General features: G+C 63.2%; 18 protein-coding genes and 1 pseudogene. 10 read left to right on the forward strand and 9 right to left on the reverse strand.

Annotation, left to right across the window (positions count from 1 at the left end; all coding sequences use genetic code 11):
- Positions 1 to 22 precede the first annotated feature (22 nt).
- Both dnaN and dnaA read right to left on the reverse strand, forming a co-directional pair.
- Positions 23 to 1,129, reverse strand: coding sequence for a DNA polymerase III subunit beta (gene dnaN / locus BBJ41_RS12640; RefSeq protein WP_006756934.1), 1,107 nt, complete (start codon positions 1,127 to 1,129; stop codon positions 23 to 25).
- A gap of 169 nt (positions 1,130 to 1,298) precedes the next feature.
- Positions 1,299 to 2,869, reverse strand: a pseudogene (gene dnaA / locus BBJ41_RS12645) (chromosomal replication initiator protein DnaA).
- 421 nt (positions 2,870 to 3,290) lie between these two features.
- Here dnaA and rpmH point away from each other — a divergent pair.
- The 4 genes from rpmH (at position 3,291) to yidC (ending at position 5,920) form a co-directional block, all read left to right on the forward strand.
- Positions 3,291 to 3,425, forward strand: a complete 135-nt coding sequence (gene rpmH, locus BBJ41_RS12650) for a 50S ribosomal protein L34 (RefSeq protein ID WP_004198824.1) — start codon at positions 3,291 to 3,293, stop codon at positions 3,423 to 3,425.
- A gap of 15 nt (positions 3,426 to 3,440) precedes the next feature.
- Positions 3,441 to 3,902: a ribonuclease P protein component gene (gene rnpA, locus BBJ41_RS12655; protein WP_069746674.1), complete on the forward strand. Its 462-nt coding sequence runs from the start codon at positions 3,441 to 3,443 to the stop codon at positions 3,900 to 3,902.
- A gap of 75 nt (positions 3,903 to 3,977) precedes the next feature.
- Complete coding sequence (gene yidD / locus BBJ41_RS12660) at positions 3,978 to 4,244, forward strand: membrane protein insertion efficiency factor YidD (protein ID WP_006750110.1); 267 nt, start codon at positions 3,978 to 3,980, stop codon at positions 4,242 to 4,244.
- 8 nt (positions 4,245 to 4,252) lie between these two features.
- Positions 4,253 to 5,920 carry a membrane protein insertase YidC gene (gene yidC, locus BBJ41_RS12665; protein WP_069746675.1) on the forward strand — a complete coding sequence of 556 codons (1,668 nt, stop codon included), beginning with the start codon at positions 4,253 to 4,255 and terminating at the stop codon, positions 5,918 to 5,920.
- Positions 5,921 to 6,031: 111 nt separating this feature from the next.
- On the opposite strand, the gene BBJ41_RS12670 is transcribed toward yidC, so the two are convergent.
- Positions 6,032 to 6,466 carry a transcriptional regulator gene (locus BBJ41_RS12670; RefSeq protein ID WP_069746676.1) on the reverse strand — a complete coding sequence of 145 codons (435 nt, stop codon included), beginning with the start codon at positions 6,464 to 6,466 and terminating at the stop codon, positions 6,032 to 6,034.
- A gap of 338 nt (positions 6,467 to 6,804) precedes the next feature.
- Here BBJ41_RS12670 and mnmE point away from each other — a divergent pair, with 338 nt between their 5' ends.
- The gene (mnmE, locus tag BBJ41_RS12675; protein WP_069746677.1) at positions 6,805 to 8,199 is read left to right on the forward strand and encodes a tRNA uridine-5-carboxymethylaminomethyl(34) synthesis GTPase MnmE; all 1,395 of its coding nucleotides are present in this window, start codon (positions 6,805 to 6,807) and stop codon (positions 8,197 to 8,199) included.
- 493 nt (positions 8,200 to 8,692) lie between these two features.
- Here mnmE and BBJ41_RS39005 read toward each other — a convergent pair whose 3' ends face one another.
- From BBJ41_RS39005 to BBJ41_RS41155, 5 genes are all read right to left on the reverse strand, one after another.
- A complete protein-coding gene (locus tag BBJ41_RS39005; protein WP_236872027.1) occupies positions 8,693 to 9,796 on the reverse strand; it encodes a DUF6402 family protein in 1,104 nt (367 codons plus the stop codon).
- 746 nt (positions 9,797 to 10,542) lie between these two features.
- Positions 10,543 to 10,662 (reverse strand): lipoprotein, encoded by a 120-nt coding sequence (locus tag BBJ41_RS12680; protein WP_175972632.1) that lies wholly within the window; start codon positions 10,660 to 10,662, stop codon positions 10,543 to 10,545.
- 151 nt (positions 10,663 to 10,813) lie between these two features.
- A complete protein-coding gene (locus BBJ41_RS12685) occupies positions 10,814 to 12,172 on the reverse strand; it encodes a GGDEF domain-containing protein (RefSeq protein WP_069746679.1) in 1,359 nt (452 codons plus the stop codon).
- Positions 12,173 to 12,281: 109 nt separating this feature from the next.
- A complete protein-coding gene (locus BBJ41_RS12690) occupies positions 12,282 to 12,530 on the reverse strand; it encodes a DUF2795 domain-containing protein (protein ID WP_069746680.1) in 249 nt (82 codons plus the stop codon).
- Positions 12,531 to 12,652: 122 nt separating this feature from the next.
- Positions 12,653 to 12,823, reverse strand: coding sequence for a hypothetical protein (locus tag BBJ41_RS41155; RefSeq protein ID WP_039364617.1), 171 nt, complete (start codon positions 12,821 to 12,823; stop codon positions 12,653 to 12,655).
- Between the two features lie 151 nt (positions 12,824 to 12,974).
- On the opposite strand from BBJ41_RS41155, the gene speG reads away from it, so the two are divergent.
- The 3 genes from speG to BBJ41_RS12705 all read left to right on the forward strand — a co-directional run bounded on the left by speG (position 12,975) and on the right by BBJ41_RS12705 (position 15,109).
- Positions 12,975 to 13,517 (forward strand): spermidine N1-acetyltransferase, encoded by a 543-nt coding sequence (speG, locus tag BBJ41_RS12695; RefSeq protein ID WP_069747683.1) that lies wholly within the window; start codon positions 12,975 to 12,977, stop codon positions 13,515 to 13,517.
- A 501-nt stretch (positions 13,518 to 14,018) separates the two neighbouring features.
- Positions 14,019 to 14,366, forward strand: coding sequence for a surface attachment protein Sap1 (gene sap1, locus BBJ41_RS12700; RefSeq protein ID WP_011353606.1), 348 nt, complete (start codon positions 14,019 to 14,021; stop codon positions 14,364 to 14,366).
- Between the two features lie 188 nt (positions 14,367 to 14,554).
- Entirely contained in the window at positions 14,555 to 15,109 is a 555-nt protein-coding gene (locus BBJ41_RS12705; protein ID WP_069746681.1) for a YaeQ family protein, read from the forward strand.
- A 21-nt stretch (positions 15,110 to 15,130) separates the two neighbouring features.
- Here BBJ41_RS12705 and BBJ41_RS12710 read toward each other — a convergent pair whose 3' ends face one another.
- A complete protein-coding gene (locus BBJ41_RS12710) occupies positions 15,131 to 15,544 on the reverse strand; it encodes a VOC family protein (RefSeq protein ID WP_069746682.1) in 414 nt (137 codons plus the stop codon).
- A gap of 431 nt (positions 15,545 to 15,975) precedes the next feature.
- Here BBJ41_RS12710 and ada point away from each other — a divergent pair, with 431 nt between their 5' ends.
- Positions 15,976 to 17,067 (forward strand): bifunctional DNA-binding transcriptional regulator/O6-methylguanine-DNA methyltransferase Ada, encoded by a 1,092-nt coding sequence (gene ada, locus BBJ41_RS12715; RefSeq protein WP_069746683.1) that lies wholly within the window; start codon positions 15,976 to 15,978, stop codon positions 17,065 to 17,067.
- On the forward strand, positions 17,064 to 18,035 hold the full coding sequence (locus BBJ41_RS12720) for a DNA-3-methyladenine glycosylase family protein (protein WP_069746684.1): 972 nt from the start codon (positions 17,064 to 17,066) through the stop codon (positions 18,033 to 18,035). The genes ada and BBJ41_RS12720 overlap by 4 nt, the downstream gene beginning before the upstream one ends.
- Positions 18,036 to 18,061: the final 26 nt, after the last annotated feature.

Here is an 18,061-nt window from a genome sequence, read left to right on the forward strand (position 1 = left end):
GTGTGTCTTGATGTCGTGCGCGTCAGATGCGCATCGGCATCACGACATACTTGAACTCGTCGTTCTCGGGCACCGTAATCAGCGCGCTGGAGCTGGCGTCGCCGAGGCTCACCTGCACGGTGTCGACCTTCAGGTTCGCGAGCACGTCGAGCAGATACGTGACGTTGAAGCCGATGTCGACGGTGTCGCCCTGATAGGCGATTTCCAGTTCTTCCTGCGCCTCTTCCTGATCGGCGTTGGTCGACATGATCTTCAGCTGGCCCGGCGCGATGATGCAGCGCACGCCCTTGAACTTGTCCGAGGTCAGGATCGCAGCACGTTGCAGCGAGCGCTGCAGTTCTTCACGGCCGATTTCGAACGTGTTCTTGTGCGCCTTCGGGATCACGCGCTGGAAGTCGGGGAACTTGCCCTCGACGAGTTTCGACACGAGCTCGACCTGGCCGAACGTGAACTTGGCCTGGGTTTGCGCGATGTCGATGGTGACGGTGTCGTCGATGTCTTCGAGCAGGCGCTGCAGCTCGAGAATCGTCTTGCGCGGCACGATCACTTCCTGGCGGCCGAACGTGCCGCCTTCGAGCTTCATCGACGAGAACGCGAGGCGGTGGCCGTCGGTGGCCACGGCCATCAGCTGGTCGCCGTCGACGACGAGCAGCATGCCGTTCAGGTAGTAGCGGATGTCCTGCTGCGCCATCGCGAAGTGCACCATGCCGAGCAGCTGGCGGAACGACTTCTGCGGGACGGTGAGCGTGGCGCCGAAATCCTTCGCCTGTGCGACGGTCGGGAACTCGTCGGCCGCCAGCGTCTGCAGTGCGAAACGGCTCTTGCCCGATTGAACGGTGAGGCGCTTGTCGGCGAGCGACAGCGTGACCTGGCCGTCAGGCATCGCGCGCAGGATGTCGAGCAGCTTGCGGGCCGCGACGGTGGTGGCCACCTGGTCGCCGCCGACGCCGAAATCGGCGCGCGTGGTGATCTGCAGCTCCAGGTCGGTCGACAGGAATGAAACGTCCGGGCCGTTCTTGGTGATCAGCAGGTTGGCGAGGATCGGCAACGTATGGCGGCGTTCGACGATGCCGCTGACCGTTTGCAGCGGCCTGAGGAGGGTGTCTCGTTCGGTCTTGACCAGTTGCATAGAGTTCCTTCGTTGAGTAACGGCCTGCAGCGCAGCAGCCTCGCAGCGCCCCGCCGGCCGGGCTCTTGGCCCGCCTCCACCGGGGCGGTCAAACCAGTATTGTGCCTCAAAACCGAACCGCCCCCCTTAATTTGGGGCGGATGCCGAATTATCAAGCGCGCCCGCGCGCTCAGCCCTTCAGCGTTTGTTCCAGCACGTGCAGCTCGTGGTTGAGCTGCGCGTCCTTGCTGCGCTCGTCGGCGATCTTGCGCACGGCGTGCAGCACGGTGGTGTGATCGCGCCCGCCGAACAGCTCGCCGATTTCCGGCAGGCTCTTCTGCGTGAGTTCCTTCGCCAGGTACATCGCAATCTGCCGCGGCCGCGCGATGTTCGCGGGACGCTTCTTCGAATACATGTCGGCGACCTTGATGTTGTAGAAGTCGGCGACGGTCTTCTGGATGTTCTCGACCGAAATCTGCCGGTTCTGCACGGTCAGCAGGTCTTTCAGCGCTTCCTTGGTCAGCTCGATCGAGATCTCGCGGCCGTGGAACTTCGAATACGCGAGGATCTTGCGCAACGCGCCTTCGAGTTCGCGCACGTTCGAGCGCAGGTGCTTCGCGACGAAGAACGCGACGTCTTCCGACAGGTTCACGCCTTCCGACTGCGCCTTGCGCATCAGGATCGCGACGCGCATTTCCAGCTCGGGCGGCTCGATCGCGACGGTGAGGCCGGAGTCGAAGCGCGAGATCAGGCGATCGTCGATCCCCGAAATCTCCTTCGGATACGTGTCGCTGGTGATGATCACCTGCGCCTTGTTCGCGACCAGGGCCTCGAACGCGTAGAAGAATTCCTCTTGCGTGCGCGACTTGCCGGAGAAGAACTGGATATCGTCGATCAGCAGCAGGTCGAGCGAATGGTAGTAGCGCTTGAAGTCGTCGAACGCCTTGCGCTGGTACGCCTTCACCACGTCGGACACGTACTGCTCGGCGTGGATGTAGCGGATGCGCGCGCCGGCCTTGTCGAGCAGCAGCTGGTTGCCGATCGCGTGGATCAGGTGGGTCTTGCCGAGGCCGACGCCGCCGTACAGGAACAGCGGGTTGTACGAAATGCCGGGGTTGTCCGCGACCTGGATCGCGGCGGCGCGCGCCAGCTGGTTCGCCTTACCGGTCACGAAGTTGTCGAACGTGAGCACGGGGTTCAGCTTCGAACGTTCGTACATCGAATCGGCTTCGCCGCCGGACGGCGCGGCGCCGGGGCCCGGGCGCCACGTGCGGCGGCCGGCGGCCGCTTCGTGTGCGGGCAGGCTCGGCAGGTCGATGTCGGCGTCGTCGGCGTTCAGGTGATGCGCGGCGGCTGCCGACGGCGTCATCGGCACGTCGGCCGGCGCCGCAGCGGCATTCGCGGCGAGGTTGGCGGCGATCGCGGCGACCGTCGCGGCCGGGCCGCTTGGGGCCAGCGGCGCGCGCGGGCAGCCGGCGCGGCGCCGGTCGCGGGCGCTGCGCTGCGCATGCCTGCCTTGGGATCGAGGACGAACTGGACTTCGATCGGCGCGTTCCAGAAATCCCGGGCCAGATCGGAGATCCGGCCCGAAAACTGGCTCTTGACCCAGTCCAGCTTGAAGCGGTTCGGCGCGGCGATGGACAGCGTGTTCGCCGACGCATCGAAGGCCACCGGGGCCAAGGGTTTGATCCACGTCACGTACTGCTGGGGCGTCAGCTCGCGCTCCAGCAGTGCGGAACAGTGTTGCCAGAAATCGTTCATCAAGTAACTGTCGTTTTTTGCATGCACAGCGCGGCTCGCCGGCGCCCTTGTCGCGGTCACGCAACAAGGCCCGAAGCGGTCGTGCGAGCGTGCCTCGGACGCCTGCGTCACAGTCGTGCAGAGGCAGGCGGGAGCCGAAGCGGCGTGCGGGATTCTTGGAGATAAGGCGAGATTCTAACGCCAAACGCGGCCACAGCGGGACTTATCCACAGGCTGGGTTTGTGGGGCGCGGGGCCGGATCGGCGTGGGCCGGCACAGGCGTCCGACTCCTAAGGTATTGACCGTCAAGAGAAAAACGGTTTAAATAGCGGGTTCCGCGAAAACCAATCCTGTATTCCCGGCGATTGCGTTCGCCCGAATGCCTCCGGTTAAGGGCACGCGGTCCCCTGAATTTCGACATTCTCGAACAAGTGAGAACATCATGAAACGTACTTACCAACCGTCCGTGACGCGCCGCAAGCGCACCCATGGCTTCCGTGTCCGCATGAAGACGGCAGGTGGCCGCAAGGTCATCAACGCTCGCCGCGCGAAGGGCCGCAAGCGCCTCGCCATCTAAGGCAGGTTGCGCGCTGTGTCCGCCGTCCGCAGTCCTGCGGAAGGTGCCGTCGAGCCGGGTGCGAATCCGTCGCAGACGAAAGCCGCCTTCCCGAAAGCTGCGCGACTTCTGAAAACGGATGAATTTTCATCCGTTTTTCGTTTGCGCCCCTGGCGGCGCTCCGCGCACTTCGTGATTTACGGCAAGCCGACCGGTCAGCCCGCGCGTCTGGGGCTCGTCGTCGGCAAGAAGTATGCGCCGCGTGCAGTCACGCGTAATCTCGTGAAGCGGTTGGCGCGCGACGCGTTTCGCTTGCGCCGGACCGAATTCGCCGGTTACGACCTGCTGCTGCGGCAGCACACGCGCTTCGACAAGAAAGCGCTGCCGAGCGCGGCTTCCGCCCCGCTCGCGGCGATGTGTGCGGCCGAGATCCGCGAACTGCTCGACAGGGCAGTCCGGGAGATCGCCCGCCGTGCGTCGAAGCCCGCGTCCGAGTGACGCATCCGTGCCCGGTGCGGCGTTCGCGCCTGCCCGGCCGGTTTTGACGCGGCGCCGAACGGCGCCGCCCAAGGTATGGAAACGGTATTGATCGCCTTGCTGCGCTTCTACAAGGTTGCCGTGAGCCCTATGCTCGGCAACCGTTGCCGTTTTTATCCTTCCTGTTCGGATTACGCGCGCGAGGCAATCCAGTATCATGGCGCCGCGCGCGGCACGTATCTCGCCGTCAGGCGCGTGTGCCGATGCCATCCGTTTTCCGCGGGCGGCATCGACCTCGTCCCGCCGCCCAACTCCGACACTCGCGCTCGCGGCGAAGCCGACGCGCGGTCCCATCGACTCTGAGACAACGCATGGATATCAAACGCACCGTCCTATGGGTGATCTTCTTCATGTCAGCTGTCATGCTGTACGACAACTGGCAGCGGTCCCATGGACGCCCGTCGATGTTCTTCCCCAGCGCCACGCAGACGACCCCCGCGGCCGCTGCCGGCGGCGCATCGGGCACGGGCGCGACGACGACGACCGCAGGTGAAGTGCCTGCCGCCGCAGCCGGCGCCGCACCGTCGACGACGGCACCGGCCGCGCAGGCGCAGCTCGTGAAGTTCTCGACCGACGTGTACGACGGCGAAATCGACACGCGCGGCGGCACGCTCGCGAAGCTGACGCTGAAGAAGCAAGGCGACGGCAAGCAGCCCGACCTGTACATCACGTTGTTCGACCACACGGCCGGCCACACGTACCTCGCGCGCTCGGGCCTGCTCGGCGGCGATTTCCCGAACCACAACGACGTCTACACGCAGGTCAATGCGGGCTCGACGTCGCTGGCGGGCGACCAGAACGCGCTGAAGCTGTCGTTCGAATCGCCGGTGAAGGGCGGCGTGAAGGTCGTGAAGACCTACACGTTCACGCGCGGCAGCTACGTGATCGGCGTCGACACCAAGATCGACAACGTCGGCACGGCGCCTGTCACGCCGACGGTCTACATGGAACTCGTCCGCGACAACACGGCCGTCGAAACGCCGATGTTCTCGCACACGTTCCTCGGGCCGGCGGTCTACACGGACGCGAAGCACTTCCAGAAGATCAACTTCAGCGACCTCGACAAGAACAAGGCCGACTACGTGACCTCCGCCGACAACGGCTGGGTCGCGATGGTGCAGCACTACTTCGCGTCGGCCTGGATTCCGCAGCAGGGCGTGAAGCGCGACATCTACGCTGAAAAGATCGATCCGACGCTGTATCGCGTCGGCGTGAAGCAGCCGGTCGCCGCGATCGCGCCGGGCCAGTCGGCCGACGTGCAGGCGCGCCTGTTCGCCGGTCCGGAAGAAGAGCGCATGCTCGAAGGTATCGCGCCGGGCCTGGAACTCGTGAAGGACTACGGCTGGGTGACGATCATCGCGAAGCCGCTGTTCTGGCTGCTCGAGAAGATCCACAGCTACGTTGGCAACTGGGGCTGGTCGATCGTGCTGCTCACGCTGCTGATCAAGGCCGTGTTCTTCCCGCTGTCGGCCGCGAGCTACAAGTCGATGGCGCGCATGAAGGAAATCACGCCGCGCATGCAGGCGCTGCGCGAACGCTTCAAGAGCGATCCGCAGAAGATGAACTCGGCGCTGATGGAGCTGTACAAGACCGAGAAGGTCAATCCGTTCGGCGGCTGTCTGCCGGTCGTGATCCAGATCCCGGTGTTCATCTCGCTGTACTGGGTGCTGCTCGCGTCGGTCGAAATGCGCGGCGCGCCGTGGATTCTCTGGATTCACGACCTGTCGCAGCGCGATCCGTTCTTCATCCTGCCGGTGCTGATGGCCGTGTCGATGTACGTGCAGACGAGCCTGAACCCGACGCCGCCGGACCCGGTCCAGGCAAAGATGATGAAGTTCATGCCGATCGCGTTCTCGGTGATGTTCTTCTTCTTCCCGGCCGGCCTCGTGCTGTACTACGTCGTGAACAACGTGCTGTCGATCGCGCAGCAGTACTACATCACGCGCAAGCTTGGCGGGGCCAAGAAGAAACCGGCCTGACGCCCTTGGGCACGCGCGGGTGGTTCGCCGCCCGCGCTGCATGAAAAAAAGCCGCATGGTTCGCCCATGCGGCTTTTTGTTTTCGGGCGGCGGCGCGCGTGCCGTGCCCGGTCAGGCTTTCTTCGCTTCGATTTTCGGTTCGCCGTAGAACTGCTCGACCAGCTCCTGAACGAGGTAACGCTGATGCGGAGACAGCGACTCGATCTTCGACGCGAGTTCGATCGTCTCGGGTGTCGGCGGATAGCGTTCGTCGCGCGGCAGCGGTTGCGGCGTCGTGTGTTCGATCACGCTCGGCGATGGCCCGTAATGCAACCAGTGCAGCTCGACGCGCAACCATTCGGCGAGCGTTTCGAGTTTGTCCGATGTCGGAATCGTGCGGCCCGTCAGCCACTTGTGCGCGGTTTGCGGTGAAACGGGATGCGTTCCGCGATGGCGCAGATTGAATCGGTTCGCAAGCTCCGTCGCGCCGGTGACCTTCTCCGGGCTGCGCCGCAGGGCGAATTTCAGGCGTTCCGAGAACGCGGCTTTTTCTTCGGATGTCGGCATGGGGGAGATTGTGCAATTCCACCGATGCGTTTCAGACAACCATATGGGATAAACGTATCTTGTTCGGACGAATCCCGGCCTTGCGCAGGATGCGCAATGAAATTGAGGGACGAAGCGTCGGGCCGCCCCGGTAGGCATACTCGTCCGAAACGATGGCTGTGTTATCGCGCAGGGCTGATACTCGGCTTATCCCCGGTGGGATAAATTCGAGTGTGTCCGAATCCCGCATGGCGCCCGATGGCATGTATGCCGGCACGCTACAATGCCGGCGTTCCAATGCCCGAACTGTTGCGCGGGCGCACCACTCACTGTCCGATCACCCGATTCATCCGATTCCCATGCTCGCTACCGATTCCGATCCGATCGTCGCCATTGCCACTGCTGCCGGACGGGGCGGCATCGGGGTCGTCCGCGTGTCGTTCGGGCGCGGCGGCGAGGCGGCTGCGTTGCCGTTGATCGACGCGTTGTGCGGGCAGAAACTCGCGCCGCGTCACGCGAGCTACGTGCCGTTCCTGGACGAGCACGGCGCGCCGCTCGACCGCGGGATCGCGCTGTATTTCCCTGCGCCGCATTCGTACACCGGCGAGCACGTGCTCGAGCTGCAAGGGCATGGCGGGCCGATCGTGATGCAGCTGCTGCTGCAGCGCTGCCTGGATGCGGGGCGCGGCTTCGGGCTGCGGCTCGCGGAGCCGGGCGAGTTCACGCGGCGCGCGTTCCTGAACGACAAGCTCGACCTCGCGCAGGCCGAAGCCGTTGCCGACCTGATCGAGGCGAGCACCGAAGCCGCGGCGCGCTCGGCCGGGCGTTCGCTCGACGGCGCGTTCTCGCGGCAGATCCATGCGCTCGTCGACGACGTGATCACGCTGCGGATGCTGGTCGAGGCGACGCTCGATTTTCCGGAAGAGGAGATCGACTTCCTGGAAGCGGCCGATGCGCGCGGCAAGCTCGCGAAAATCCGCGCGCAGCTCGCGCACGTGCTCGGCGATGCGCGGCAGGGTGCGTTGTTGCGTGAAGGGTTGTCGGTCGTGCTCGCGGGGCAGCCGAACGTCGGCAAGTCGTCGCTGCTGAACGCGCTGGCCGGCGCGGAGCTGGCGATCGTCACGCCGATCGCGGGCACGACGCGCGACAAGGTCGCGCAGACGATCCAGGTCGAAGGGATTCCGCTGCACATCATCGATACGGCCGGGTTGCGCGAGACGGAGGATGAGGTCGAGCGGATCGGTATCGCGCGCACGTGGAGCGAGATCGAGCGCGCGGACGTCGTGCTGCATCTGCTCGATTCGCGCACGGGGCTGACGCCGGATGACGAGGTGATCGCGGCGCGGTTTCCGGGCGGCGTGCCGGTGGTGCGCGTGCTGAACAAGACGGATCTGACCGGTGTGCCGGCTTGCGTCGAGCATCCGGCGGCGGAAGGCGATCTGACCGAGGTGCATCTGTCGGCCAAGCGCGGCGACGGGATCGACATGCTGCGCGCGGAGCTGCTGCGGATCGCCGGGTGGCAGGCGGGGGCCGAAGGCGTGTATCTCGCGCGCGAGCGGCACCTGATCGCGTTGCGGGCCGCGCAGGCGCATCTGGCGCAGGCGGCGGATCACGCGGAGCAAAGGGCGCAGTCGCTCGATCTGTTTGCCGAGGAGTTGAGGCTCGCGCAGGAACAGCTCAATGCGATTACCGGGGAGTTCACGTCGGATGATCTGCTGGGGGTGATTTTCAGCAGGTTTTGTATCGGGAAATAGAAGCGAAAAGGATTGCAGGCCGGGAATGGCGCGGCCATTGCCCTGCAATAGAATGTGTCTGTATCCATGTGACGACTACCGATCAGATTGGCACTGCGGTTTTACAGGTGCGGACGTACTGCTAGAAGCCGATCGATCAGAGGTGGCGGTAGCGATATGTATACAGAGTCATCACCACCGTCTCCTTTTGAAAAGGACACGTAGACATCGTCGTAGCTATTCCATGAAATTTCCGGAGCAGGTGTGCTAAATGTGTGTTGAGCTAACAACCTTCCGGTTTGCGCGCGGTACACACGACCTACATACCGGGAATCTCCGCCCGGAACCCACGCTAAGAGACACAGCTCGGCAATATATGCTCCATCCGGAGATGTTGACTTTCTACATTGTTCTCCTTGGGGTGTTGGGTTAAAGGAATAAATGCCAACCAGCGCCATGAGAAGTAATGCAAGGATAACCTTAAAAGAATTTCTCATAATATATTGTTGGGTTTTTATAGTGGAATCTCTATGGCGGGAGAGATTGGAATATATTTTTTGTCGGAGTAAATGATGAAATCGCCGCCTCTGGAGTGTATTTCAGCCCATCGTCGAAAGTCGATGTTCTCCACTGGATAGTAGACATTCTCTTTGATGAGTGAATTGCCTCTGGCGACCGCATATTTGACATATGGGACATGCTCGGAGTTCAGGAATGCGGCGGCTGCCCTATATGGAACGACGATAACGCCGTTGCTACTCCAATGTCCTAAATATTGAGATCGCTCTCCGGGTTTGTCGGTAAATGTATAATTGTCTTTCACATACACCCACAGTCCCGTCACCTCGGCTGTTGTTCTGTTCGAATCCACATCCCATGAGAAGCGCACGCTTCCGAGCGCTGCATATATGTTGAACGAACCCAACGCCCCAGACAAATCGTCAGGTACGCCATTGTTGCGAAGTTGTGCATCCAGTTGAGTTTCAAGTTTTTGTCCAAACGTGCTGTCTACTCTTGAGTATTGAAACTGAAATCGTCGATGAATATCGCGGAGATCGTTCCCGCATATGTCGTCGGTGTAGAGTCTCGCTGCACAGTCTTTATATGGAATCAGTAGTTTGTGAAGTTGGTTTCTGGATTTTTGTGAACGAATCGCTTCATTAATAAGATGATCGAATTGCTGCTTCGCTCGGGGAAAGCGCAGAACCCAATCCAATTTAATTGTGGACATGTCGTACATGTCGGCGGGGTATGGTTTTCCGTCTTGGTTGATTTCTGATGATTCATCCAAAGAGGTGCGCGAATAATTTAATTTTCCAGAAAACCATCGCTCCATCAGAGCGGCAGATTTGGGGAGGTATATTTTGCGCATTGCTGCGGGAATCTCTTGGATATCGAACGTTGGTACGGAATCATTCTTTTTGGGCTTCACGATGATAGGTCTTTGAGGATCGGAAGCATTGAGCCACGCTTGAAAGCGTGCGAGAGCCTTGCCAGCCCTTTCCAAATCATCAACCATTTTGTCAAGAGAGTCATGCTTTGGTGCGGCGGAAGCACGTTTGGATTCGGCTAACTTCGGTTTTTGTTGTGTCGGGAGCGGTGGTGCAGGTGTATCCATGGATAGCGCAATATTTGGAACGATTATGCATCCATCTTCTCCGTCATGGAGTTTCCATTTCCAAAAAATTTTATTAATTGCGAAATATGGAATTTTACATTTATTTGATGGCATTTCTGCTTTGGCTCCGACGATGTTGAGCGGTACATGATATGCCTGTTACGCTATCGTGGTTTTTGCTCGAAAATCAATCGGACCAGTTCGAATGTTTATCAGGGTGATTGATTTTTGAGCCAAAAATAATCTGTATTTCCCTGGTCATGTAATTGAGCTGGAATCGTGAGATCGTCGATACGCATGTTCACACCGAAAGGAGTTTCACCTTTTTGACGTTTGTCTTGGTAAGGCAATTGAGTCGAGCGTCAGCCTGCACTCAAACCACAAACTTGAGGTGACAGGTACTCGGTGAATTATGAGCGAGTGATCAAAGGCGATCTGCGTCTCGCGAACGACGCCTACGCATCTTGAAATGAGCGTCGGCGTATCGCCACGACGCTCGTACAGCTGAAGTCCACCGGGGCGGTGTCGACGCTTGTGGGGTGTTTCGAATTTCGCGATGCGAGGACGACCAACTGGATGATGGTCGAGGCATTGCCGACCGAAGATTGGCCACAAGAATGCGTGACTCGAGCGCCTCCACTACGAAACGCTCGCTGCGCTACAAGTATTTCTGATGCATGCCGAGTTGACCAAGCCGGCTTGATGGCGTGAAGGTCCGGATCGATGCAGCCGGACCCTCACCCGCATCAATCCCAATGCCGGTGATGGTAATACCCGCCACCGCCGTAATACCCGCCGTCCGGCACGACGATACAGCCGCTCAACAGCACGGCGATACCGGCAATCAGCAAAAGGGTTTTCTTCATGGCGCTCACCTGCTCGGGTTCGATATGAAACCCAGCATAGCGAGCGCCCGCAACACGGGCTGTAAGCATTGGTATCCCTGCTGCGCATTGCGTAACGGCGCATTATTCCGGTCAAAATGACCGTAACAAATGCCCCAAACAGCAGACGTTTTCAGGCCGCGACGACCCTGTTTCGCCCCGCATCCTTCGCGCGATACAGCGCGGCATCGGCGGCTTCGATCAATGCGTCGGGCGTCGACAGATCGTCGGCCGACACGGTCGCACAGCCGACGCTCACGCTCACGCGCCCGGCCGGCGACGCAGGCATCGCGAGATCGAGCCGCAACACGGCTTCGCGCGCTTCTTCGGCAACGACCCGCGCCCCGCGCGCCCCGGTGTTCGGCAACACGATCGCGAATTCCTCGCCGCCGTAACGCGCAACGATATCCGCTGGCCGTCTCACCGCGCCGGCCAGCGCATTCGCGACCGCGATCAGGCACGCATCGCCCTTCACGTGACCGAACGCATCGTTGTATGCCTTGAAGCGATCGACGTCGACCATCAGCAGCGACAGCGGCTCGCCTTGCCGCCGCGCCTGCAGGAACAGCGTATGGAAGTGATCGTTGAAGTGACTGCGGTTGAACGCGCCCGTCAGGCCGTCGCGCGCGGAGGATCGGACCAGCGTCGCGTGCGCTTCGAACAGTTGCTGATACAACATCGTCACTTCCCATGCGAGCACGCACACGAGCACGCCGGGCGTGAACATGCTGAACACGCGCGCGACATACCAGCCGACCGTGAAACGGTTCGTGGTCAGCAGGTTCAGCGTCGTGTCGGTGAGGCATGCGAGCACCGCGATCGCGAGCCACAGGTCGAGCGTCGTGCGCAGCCGGCCGGTCACCAGCACGGCAACGAGCGCAAGCGCATTGAGTATCCACACGACGAGCGCGACGCCGTTGACGGGCAGCACGGCCGCGTCGCCGGGCGGATGGAACGCGGGCGGCAGCGACACGTTCAGCGCGAGCGCGCACAGCAGCGCGGCCGCGACGGCCGGGCCGCCGACCAGTGCGACGGCCCACCGGCGCGTCTGTTTCTCGCCGACCGGTGCTTGCGTCAGCCGCTCGCGTGCGAGCAGCGCGGCCATCACGAGGCACGGAAAGCCCGCATGCCAGAAGACCCACATCCACGCGGCGCTTTGCGGACGTGCGCCGAGCAGGCCCTGCGGCGCGAACACGCCGGGAAAGGTGAGCAACTGCAGTGCAACGGCGAGCGCGGTGAACGCATAGGCGCCGCCGAGCGCGCCGAGTACCGGCTGGCGCGTCACGGTGAATTGCGCGCCGAGGAAGAACGCCGCGATGCTCGCGGTCGTGAACACGGTGAGCGCGCACATCGGCATGAACGGCTCGACGACCGGGAGCGTGACATTCGCATGCGGGGCAGCGATCCCGAGCGCGAGCAGGATGACGAGCGCCGTCAGCGCGCCGAACCAGAGCTGGCGGCGCGTCGTGTGCTGGATCAGGATGCCTTCCATGGAGTCCCCCGGACACGCGTGCGCAAACGCCCGGTCTTGCGCCGGGCGATACGCATCCGGTCGCGGCGCGACCGGTGCGGCCCGATCCTATCGCGTTATTCGCGCGCGCTCAAATGCCGAGCCCCGGGCCGAAGTTGCCGGCGACCCAGTGCGTGACGGCATCGACGTTCGCGTAGTCCTGTTCGGGCAGGCCGTCGAGCATCGACAGCACTTCGTTGCTGGCGCCGGCATCGCGCGCGGCGTCGACGATCGCATCCTTGTTCGCCGGGTAGCGGACGGCCGCCAGCACGTCGGCGATCTGCAGATCGATCGTTTCGTGAGGGATATCGTGCGGAGGGGAAGCGGGCTGGTCGTTCACGGCGGCGTCTCGCTGGTTGGGCGCGAATCGGATCGAAGCGGGAGCGTTGCGCCCAAGGCGGCGCATCACGGATTGCGCGACTTGAGGCGGCCGGCACGCCCTTCTGGGGAACGGCGATCGACTCAATGCCCGCGTCGCACGCGGCGCCACGGATGTTTCCAGTCGATATGCGGTGCGTTTTCGTCGCGCGGATGCTGACGCCGGTGCTCCTGCCAGAGTTCGTCGGAGAACAGCGCCGCGACGATCACGAGCGGCAGCACGAGGAAAATTCCGAGTATGACTTGCTCGAACACGATAGCCTCCTTGCGGTGGCAGGAACCCTTGCTCCCATTCTAGGCTCTGAACCTCGCCCGCGTTCAACTTCTTACAGTGCGGAACGGGCCCGGGCGCAGCCGTGCCGAACGGGCGTTCCGCACGTGCGCCGGCATCAAAAAGGACATGAACATGCAACTCCAGAACGATACCAACACACTCGCGCTGCGGCCGCTGGAGCGCCAGGACTTGCGCTTCGTCCACGAGCTGAACAACGACGCGAAGATCATGCGCTACTGGTTCGAGGAGCCGTATGAAACCTTCTCGGAACTGTCACAACTGTACGACCGTCACGTGCACGACCAGCGCGAGCGCCGTTTCGTCACGGTCGACGCGCAAGGCGAACTGGTCGGCCTCGTCGAGCTGATCGAGCTCGACTACATCCACCGCCGCGGCGAGTTCCAGATCATCATCGCGCCGCAGTGCCAGGGGCGCGGTTATGCCGGCCAGGCGACGCGACTCGCGATCGAGTACGCGTTCAAGGTGCTGAACATGCGCAAGCTCTACCTGATTGTCGATACGTCGAATGCGGCGGCGATTCACGTGTACGAAAAATGCGGATTCCAGCACGAGGCCGAATTGAAGGAAGAATTTTTCGGAAACGGCGCGTATCACAACGCTTATCGCATGTGCATCTTTCAGCGCGATTATTTCGAGCGTCAGCAATCGGCTTGAATAAAGCCGGGTAAACACGATGACGAAATGCGCCCGCGGAGCCACGCCGCGGGCGCCTGATGCATGCGGGGAAACACGGATAAATACGGATGCGCTTATACCTGGCATTCTTCTTGTATCAGGTAAATGCGATTCCGCGTTGCGGTAAAGTCGAATCGTTTCGGATGACTTTATGTGCAGTGCATCAAAATGATCCGGATAGCGAAATGGATTATCCAAACCGTTCAATCGCCGGATTGTAAATTTGCTGAAAGCCTTGCCGGATAACGCTCTGTGCCCGGCGTCACGGATCTGTCCGCCGCGCGGCAGGCGTTGCCCCATGCGCGCATCGCATGAAAAACGGGCTGCGCACGGGGTGCGACAATCCGCCGCTATTGCGGTCGCACAACAAATGTGCTTGCTATCGCTTGCCGGTCTTCTAAAGTGAAAAACGCGGGTTGACGATCATCTTTAAACACATAGCTAACCCAAGCCTGGTGCCCGCAAGCCTGGAGACAGAACATGATGAAGCGTACCGGTATCCTTTTTGCCCTCGTCGGCGCATTTTGCGCGGTGTCGATTGCCCAGGCCGGCGGTGATTCGGCCGTCAAGCCGAAGCAGGAAATCCAGCTGACGAAGAACGCATGGGGCTGTCTGTCGAAAGACAATCTGGATTCCGTACTGAGTCACGAGCGCGACGGCAAGTCGCAGGCGAAGCAGCAGTACTTCGACGACTACCGCTGCCTGTCGGTGCCGGAAGGCCAGCGCTTCCGCGTGGTGTCGGTCGATCAGGGAGACGTGCAGTTCGTCAGCGCCGACAACAGCGACCAGCAAGGCCTCTGGACCGATTCGCGCTTCGTCAAGCAATAACCCGCGCAGTCATCGCGCAGTCGCACGACGCGCGAGCGCGCCGGCCGGAGTCCGGCGGCGCGAACCGAACACGGCCCGGCGGATGTCGGGCCGTTGCACTGTGGGGCGCGCATGACACGCGCCGGACGGCGCGCATTCGGTATCATCACGGCCCGACCGAACCGAATGCCCGCCCGGGCCGTATCCGCATGGCGCTGAAATCCACGATCTACAAAGCCGAACTGCAAATCGCCGACATGGATCGGCATTACTACGCCGATCACGCGCTGACGGTGGCGCGCCATCCGTCGGAAACCGACGACCGGATGATGGTGCGCATCGTCGCGTTCGCGCTGTTCGCGCACGAGCGGCTCGAATTCTGCAAGGGGCTGTCGGACGTCGATGAGCCCGATCTGTGGCAGAAGGACCTGACGGGCGCGATCGACGTCTGGATCGAGGCCGGCCAGCCGGACGAACGGCGCATCTCGAAGGCGTCCGGCCGCGCCGGGCAGGTCACGGTGATCGCCTATGGCGGCAAGACGTCGGATATCTGGTGGCAGGGCGTGCGCAGCAAGGTCGAGCGGCTGCGCAACGTGCAGGTGCTGTCGCTTGCCGACGGCGTCGCGACCGCGCTCGGGCAGCTCGCGGAGCGCACGATGCGCCTGCAATGCACGGTGCAGGACGGCGCGGCGTGGATCTCGAGCGCCGACCACGATCCGGTCGCGGTCGAATGGACGGTGCTGAAGGCGCGCGCGGACGCGTGACGGCCCGCGCTCCGGCCGCGTTCAGCCGATCGCGGCCGGCGGCCCCTTGAATTCCAGCATGTTGCCTTCGGGATCGAACAGGTAGATCGACGGCCCGTAGCCGCCGGCGCCGTAGCGCTCCGCGGGCGCGCCCGGCGGCGCACCATGCGCGGCGAAATGCGCGATCAGCGCGTCGGGATCGAACGGCTCGACGCGCAGGCACAGGTGATCGAGGTTGCGCCCGGTGCCGGGCGGGCCGCTGTCGGGACGGTCGATCGGGCCGCCGACCGACAGCAGGTCGATCAGCGCATCGCCGGCGCGCAACTGCACGAGGCCCAGGTCGGGCTGTTCCTTCTCCACGTGGCAACCGACGGCGTCGCAGTAAAAGCGCGTCATCGCGGCCATGTCGGTCACGCGCAGCACGATGTGATCGATCGCGCGGATGGTGGGCTTCATGGGCGGATACTCCTTCGCAGTCGACGAGCATCGAGTGTAGACGCATCGCGCCTGCGCCGCCGGCTGGAACGCGGCACAATCGACAGACGAAAAAAAGCCCGTTCACGCAGAGCGGAACGGGCTTAATCCATATCAGGAGGAGACATGGAGGAGACAGTTCCAACTATACACACGGCGATGGTGCGACGCAATATTTCGAATGCAAAAAAACGTCAGGACGGCGATTTGTCGCATCCGCACTGCAGCAAAATAGTGACGGGACGATGACGAAACCCGCGCTGGAACAGCCGGCGCGGGCGTTTTGCCGGATTTATTTTCGGGTGATGCGGCCCCGGTTAGCCGGGTCGAATCACAGAGCAAGATTCAGGGCGCGACGGCACGTGCCGATGTCTAGAGTAGGCACCATCTACACTAGAGAGTGCGAGGTTCAGATGAAAACCGCCTATCCGACCGACGATGCCCGCTGGGGCGCCGTGACCGAGCGCGATCCGCATGCGGACGGCGCGTTCTTCTATGCCGTGCGCACGACCGGCGTGTTCTGCCGCCCGACCTGCGCGTCGCGGCTGCCGCGCCGAGAGAATGTGTCCTTCTTCGCCGATCCGGCGGCCGCGCGTGCGGCCGGCTTCCGGCCCTGCAAGCGCTGCCAGCCGGAAGGGCTGCCGCGCGAGCTCGAGATCGTCAACCGCGCGTGCGCGGTGCTCGACGCGCATGCCGAGCGGCTCACGCTGCAGCAACTGAGCGACGCCGTTCACGTGAGCTCGTTCCACCTTCAGCGACTCTTCAAGCGCGTGGTCGGCGTGTCGCCGCGGCAGTATCAGGCCGCGCAGCGCGGCGCCGCGCTGCGGCAGGCGCTGCAAAGCGGGCAGCCGGTCACGCAGGCGGCCGTCGACGCGGGCTTCAACTCGCCGTCGCGGCTTTACGCGTCGGTGCCGCGCGAGCTCGGGATGGCGCCGTCCGCGTTCCGCCGCCAGGGCGCCGGCCTGCGGATCGACTATGCGACCGCGTCGACGTCGCTCGGCACGGTGCTGGTTGCCGCGACCGAACAGGGCATCTGCCGGATCGCATTCGGCGACGAACCGGCGTCGCTCGTCGGCGAACTGAAGGACGCGTTCGCGCGCGCCGAGCTGGTCGAATCGTCCGAGCGGCTCGCGCCGTTCGTGGCGCAGATCCGCGCGTATCTGGACGGCACGCGGCACGCGTTCGACCTGCCGCTCGACATCGCGCCGACGGCGTTTCAGCAGCGCGTGTGGGAAGCGCTGACGCATATTCCGTACGGCGAAACGCGCAGTTATTCGGAGATTGCCGAAGCGCTCGGCTCACCGCGCGCGGTGCGGGCCGTTGCGTCCGCGTGTGCGTCGAACCCGGTCGCGCTCGCGATCCCGTGCCATCGTGTCGTGCAAAAGGGCGGCGCGCTCGCCGGGTATCGCTGGGGCGTGCGCCGCAAGGAGACGCTGCTCGCCTCCGAGGCGCGTCATGCCAATCACGATGAAACCGAATCCATTGCGGAGGGAAGTGCGGTTTGAGCATTGAAAAAGCGACGATTACGTCCATCGCGAACGGCGGCCATGTGCCGCCGTCCGTGCAAATGGAGCTGCGCTTCAAGGCGCCTTACGACTGGGCGCGCGTGCTGCGCTTCTTCAGCGGGCGCGCGATTCCGGGCGTCGAGCAGGTCGCGGACGGCGCGTATCGCCGCATCGTCGACCTGCACGGCGATGCGGGGCGGCTCACCGTCACGAAACATCCGCGCAAGCATTGTCTGATCGCGACCGTCGAAGGCGCGGTGGTGCGTCATGTCGACGATGCGTTCGCCGAGCGCGTCGCGACGATGTTCGACCTCGGCGCCGATCCGGGCGCGATCGGCGGCGGGCTCGCGCGCGATCCGTGGTTCGCACCGCTCGTCGAGGCCGCGCCGGGGCTGCGCGTGCCGGGTGCATGGTCGGGGTTCGAGCTGGCGGTGCGCGCGATCGTCGGCCAGCAGGTGAGCGTGAAGGCCGCGACGACGATCGTCGGCCGGCTCGTCGAACGGGCCGGCGAGCGCGTCGATGTCGACGGCATGCCGGCCCCGGACGGTGCGCCCGCGTGGCGGTTCCCGACGCCCGATGCACTGGCCGCGTGCGATCTCGACAAGATCGGGATGCCCGGCAAGCGCGTTGCTGCGCTGACGGGCGTGGCGCGCGCGGTGGCGTCCGGCGACGTGCCGGTCGATCGCGCGCACGCCGATCTCGCGACGCTGCGCAGCGCGTGGCTCGATCTGCCCGGCATCGGGCCGTGGACCGTCGAATACATCGCGATGCGCGCGTGGCGCGACCCCGACGCGTGGCCGGCATCCGATCTCGTGCTGATGCAGTCGATTGCCGCGCGCGATCCGTCGCTCGACCGGCTCACGAGCCAGAAGCGCCGCACCGAAGGCTGGCGGCCGTGGCGCGCGTATGCGGCGCTGCATTTGTGGAACGAAGTGGCCGACCGGGCCGGCGGCGCGCGCGGCGGGTGATGGCGGCGGCGCGCGCTCGGGTACGA

The organism is Burkholderia stabilis (assembly GCF_001742165.1).
In the GTDB taxonomy this organism is placed as follows: Bacteria; Pseudomonadota; Gammaproteobacteria; order Burkholderiales; family Burkholderiaceae; genus Burkholderia; species Burkholderia stabilis.